2 protein-coding genes are annotated in these 4,125 nt (G+C 65.5%); both read left to right on the forward strand.

Annotation, left to right across the window (positions count from 1 at the left end):
* Positions 1-296: 296 nt before the first annotated feature.
* Positions 297-2,006, forward strand: a complete 1,710-nt coding sequence (gene aspT, locus ACT3TZ_RS14910; protein ID WP_444584202.1) for an aspartate-alanine antiporter — start codon at positions 297-299, stop codon at positions 2,004-2,006.
* Between the two features lie 28 nt (positions 2,007-2,034).
* On the forward strand, positions 2,035-3,666 hold the full coding sequence (locus ACT3TZ_RS14915) for a bifunctional aspartate transaminase/aspartate 4-decarboxylase (protein WP_444584203.1): 1,632 nt from the start codon (positions 2,035-2,037) through the stop codon (positions 3,664-3,666).
* The last annotated feature ends 459 nt before the right edge of the window (positions 3,667-4,125 follow it).

The raw sequence follows: 4,125 nt of genomic DNA on the forward strand, positions 1-4,125 counted from the left end.
CGATATCGATCGGCAGCTTCGGATTCGCGCACTTTTTACGGAAGGCGAGCCTTGGTGTTCCGGGCCTCCGCCTCCGAGATGAGTCCGAGGACGCCGTCGCCACTTGAGTCGGTGCGGGTGGCATGCCGGTTTCCTGTTGCAGTCCAGAGTGTGCTGGCTCGTAGTCGATGGCCAGAGGTCCTCCGGTGTCGGCCTTCCCCGGTGCTAGCCTCGACCACAGAGGGCACGAAGCGACCGGTCCTCACGTTCTGGTCGCCTCCGTTGCCACAGACGTGATGCATAGTGGAGGCACTTGAATGTTCGAGGCGGTCGCGAAGTTGCTGCAGGACAATCCGTTGATCGCACTGTTCTTCTGCGTGTCGCTGGGTTATCTGATCGGGAAGTTCCGTATCAGATCGTTCAAGCTCGGCGGGATCGCAGGAACACTGATCGTCAGCGTCGTGCTCGGACAGATCGGTATCAAGCTCGACGACAGCGTGCGAGGCGTCTTCTTCGCCCTGTTCATCTACGCGGTGGGGTTCCAGGGTGGCCCGCAGTTCTTCCGGGCGCTGAACAAGCGCTCGTTGAACCAGTTGCTGTCTGCCGTACTCACCTGCGTCCTGGGGCTTGTCACTGTCCTGATCGCGGCGTGGGTGTTCGGCCTTGACAGGGGCCTGGCCGCGGGGCTCGCCGCGGGGGGCCTCACGCAGTCAGCGATCATCGGGACGGCCGGCGATGCGATCGCCAAGCTGGGACTGCCGACGGATGTCACGCAGCAGATGCAGACCAACGTCGCTGTCGGCTATGCCGTCACCTACATCTTCGGATCGCTGGGACCGATCCTCCTGATCTCCTGGTTCCTGCCCATGATCCGGCGGTGGAACATCCGCCGTGAAGCAGTGAAGCTGGCGTCGGAGCTCTCGGGAGGCCACGCAGAGCTCGAGGCCGGGCAGTACAACGCCGTGCGCCGGATCATCACTCGCTACTACGGGGTCACGGCGGAGAGCCCTTGGGTCGGGAAGACCGTCGGCGACGTCGACCGTGTGCTCGCCGACGCGAGCATCGAGGACGTCCTGCGCGGTGGCACGCACCACGAGGCCACCGCGAGCGACGTGCTGGCGGCGGGTGACAACGTTGCGGTCACCGGGACGATCGAGCGACTCGAAGCGTTGTCCTCGACGATCGGGAAGGAAGTCGTCCCTCCACAGGGAGCGATCGAGGTCGAAGAACGTCGCGACCTCGTGGTCACCAACAAGGAGCTCGTGGGAGCCGATATCGGGTCGATCCACGCTCGGCTCAATGATGCGGCGGACTACGGCGTGTTCCTCGTTGGTGCCCGCCGCAGTGGCCACGACCTGCCGTCTCTGTCGGGCGTCGAGGTGCACCGTGGCGACGAGATCGCCGTCATCGGGCGCCCCGCCGACCTCGACAAGGCGCAGAAGCTCCTGGGGTATCCGATCGGCGCTGCCGCCGTCACCGACTTCGTGTTCTTCGGTGTCGGTGTGGCTCTGGGCATGCTGATCGGCCTGATCGAGGTCCCGATCTTCGGGGTCTCGGTGTCCATCGGCGCCGGCGGCGGCTGCCTGCTGTCGGGTCTCGTCTTCGGGTGGCTGCGCGGCGTCCACCCCCGGTTCGCGTCCCTGCCCACCGGCGCCTCCAACTTCCTACGCGACTTCGGGCTGGCGGCGTTCGTGGGCGCAGTGGGACTGGGGGCCGGCGCCCAGGCTCTCTCGGCCATTCGCGAATCCGGGCTGACGCTGCTCCTGCTGGGTGTCGCCGTCACGGTGATCCCGACCGTCCTCAGCTTCTTCCTCTCCTATACAGTCCTGCGGATCCGCAATCCGATCGATCTGCTCGCCGCCATCGCAGGCGGCCGCAGCGCGAATCCGGCGTTCGCCGCTCTGATGGAGAAAGCCGGCAACGCAACCCCGGTCGTCCCGTTCACCGTCACCTACGCCGTGGCCAACGTCTTGTTGACCCTCTGGGGGCCCGTGATCATCGCACTCGTCACCGTCAACGCCTCCTGACTCCAACCCTTATGACAAAAGGAACGCCATGTCCTCGCAACCCACCCCGTCCTCCAGCAGCTCCCGCGCCCAGCAGGTCCTGACATCGGCCCCGCCCGCTACGGAACTCAGTCCCTTCGAGCTCAAGGACCTGCTGATCAAGGCGGCCTCCTCGGACACTCATCGGCTGATGCTGAACGCCGGCCGCGGCAACCCGAACTTCCTGGCCACACAGCCACGCCATGCGTTCCTGCGGCTGGGGGAGTTCGCGCTGCGGGAGTCCGAGCGGTCCTACTCCTACCTCGACAGCGGCTTCGGCGGACTGCCCAAGGAGACAGGACTCGTCGACCGGTTCGAGGTCTTCGCCAGCGGCCACGATCACGATGAAGGCGTCGCGTTCCTACGGGCGGCGATCTCGTACGTCGATGACCAGTTGGGCATCGACGCCGAGTCCTTCCTGGCCGAGGCCGTGACGGCGTTCCTCGGATGCCAGTACCCCGTCCCTCCGCGCATGCTCCCCAACGCCGAACGGATTGTCGCACGATACCTGCGCCAGCAGATGACCGGGGACCGCCCCACGGGTGACTTCGCGGTGTTCGCGACCGAGGGTGGGACCGCCGCGATGACCTATCTCTTCGAGAGCCTGTTCGCCAACGAGCTGCTGCATCCCGGGGACAAGATCGCCATCGGGACCCCGATCTTCTCACCGTACCTGGAGATCCCGACCCTGCCGGGATACGACCTCGAGGTCGTCGACATCCGTATGGACCAGGACCACCAGTGGCAGTACCCCCAGGACGAGCTCGATAAGCTCCTCGACCCGGCTGTGAAGGTGTTCTGCCTCGTCAATCCCTCCAACCCGCCGTCGACGAAGCTGTCTGATGCGAGCCTGCGAACCATTGCCGAGCTGATCCAGTCCCGCCGCCCGGACCTCATCGTCATCACCGATGACGTCTACGGGACCTTCGCAGACGACTTCACGTCGCTGTTCGCCCTGGCACCCCGTAACACGGTCCTCGTGTACTCCTTCTCGAAGTTCTTCGGGGCTACCGGCTGGCGCCTCGGGACGATCGCCCTGCACGAGGACAACACGATCGACGCCGCACTGGCCGCCCAGCCCGAGGAGATCCGCGACCGCCTCCGGACCCGGTACTCCTCACTGACCGAGGACGCCTCCACGCTGGGGTTCATCGACCGCCTCGTTGCGGACTCCCGCGCTGTCGCACTGAACCACACAGCGGGCCTGTCCCTGCCCCAGCAGCTGCAGATGACGCTGTTCGCCCTGCATGCACTCACCGATCGACTTGGCCGGTACCAGACCGCAGCCAAGTCCCTCATCCGGCACCGCGAGGCCACTCTGTATGCGAGCGCAGGAATGCCCGTCTATGACGCACCGGAGGACGTGGACTACTACACGCTGGTGGATCTGCAGCGCCTCGCCGGCCAGCTCTACGGGCAGGACTTCGCGGCCTGGTTCGAGAAGAAGGACCTCGGTCGCGACTTCCTGTTCCGCCTCGCACGGGAAACAGGTGTCGTGCTACTGCCCGGTAATGGCTTCGAGGTCGTCGACGCCAGCGCGCGCGTGTCCCTGGCCAACCTGACCGAAGCCGAGTACGTCTCGATCGGTCGCTTCACGAGAACCGTCCTCGACGAGTACCACGCGGACTACATCGCAGGTTGACCCGAGGGTTACCGCGGAAGCATCACGTCTACCGGTGAGCCAGGTGCGAGACCACGAAACGAAGCCCGATCGCCCTTGGTGCAGATGGATTCGTCATCGTGAGAGGTCCGAATGTGGTCGATGCGTCGCATAGGTTCTTCACTCAGGCCTACCAGACCCTGGCGTACGCGGCTCGTGACTACGCGTCCAGGGCCCCCAGCGTGCTGTGCGCGCTCCGCTTCTCGGTCGTAGCGGCCGGTGCGTTGGCTCACGGGCCCGGGGCTTCCTGAAGAGGCTCCTGCTCCTCGCCGGCCGTGCGCCATCGTTGTGACACCGGGAACTAGACGTTCACCCCGCGGATCCTGTGCCCGACGGCGATGGACTCGCCCGAGATCGCACCGGCAATCGGTGATACGAGATAGGTGATGGTCGACGCCACCTGCTCGGGCGTGGACCACCCCGCGGCACCGATGCTTGGGA

Source organism: Brachybacterium sp. AOP25-B2-12, from assembly GCF_052378625.1.
Taxonomy (GTDB): domain Bacteria; phylum Actinomycetota; class Actinomycetes; order Actinomycetales; family Dermabacteraceae; genus Brachybacterium.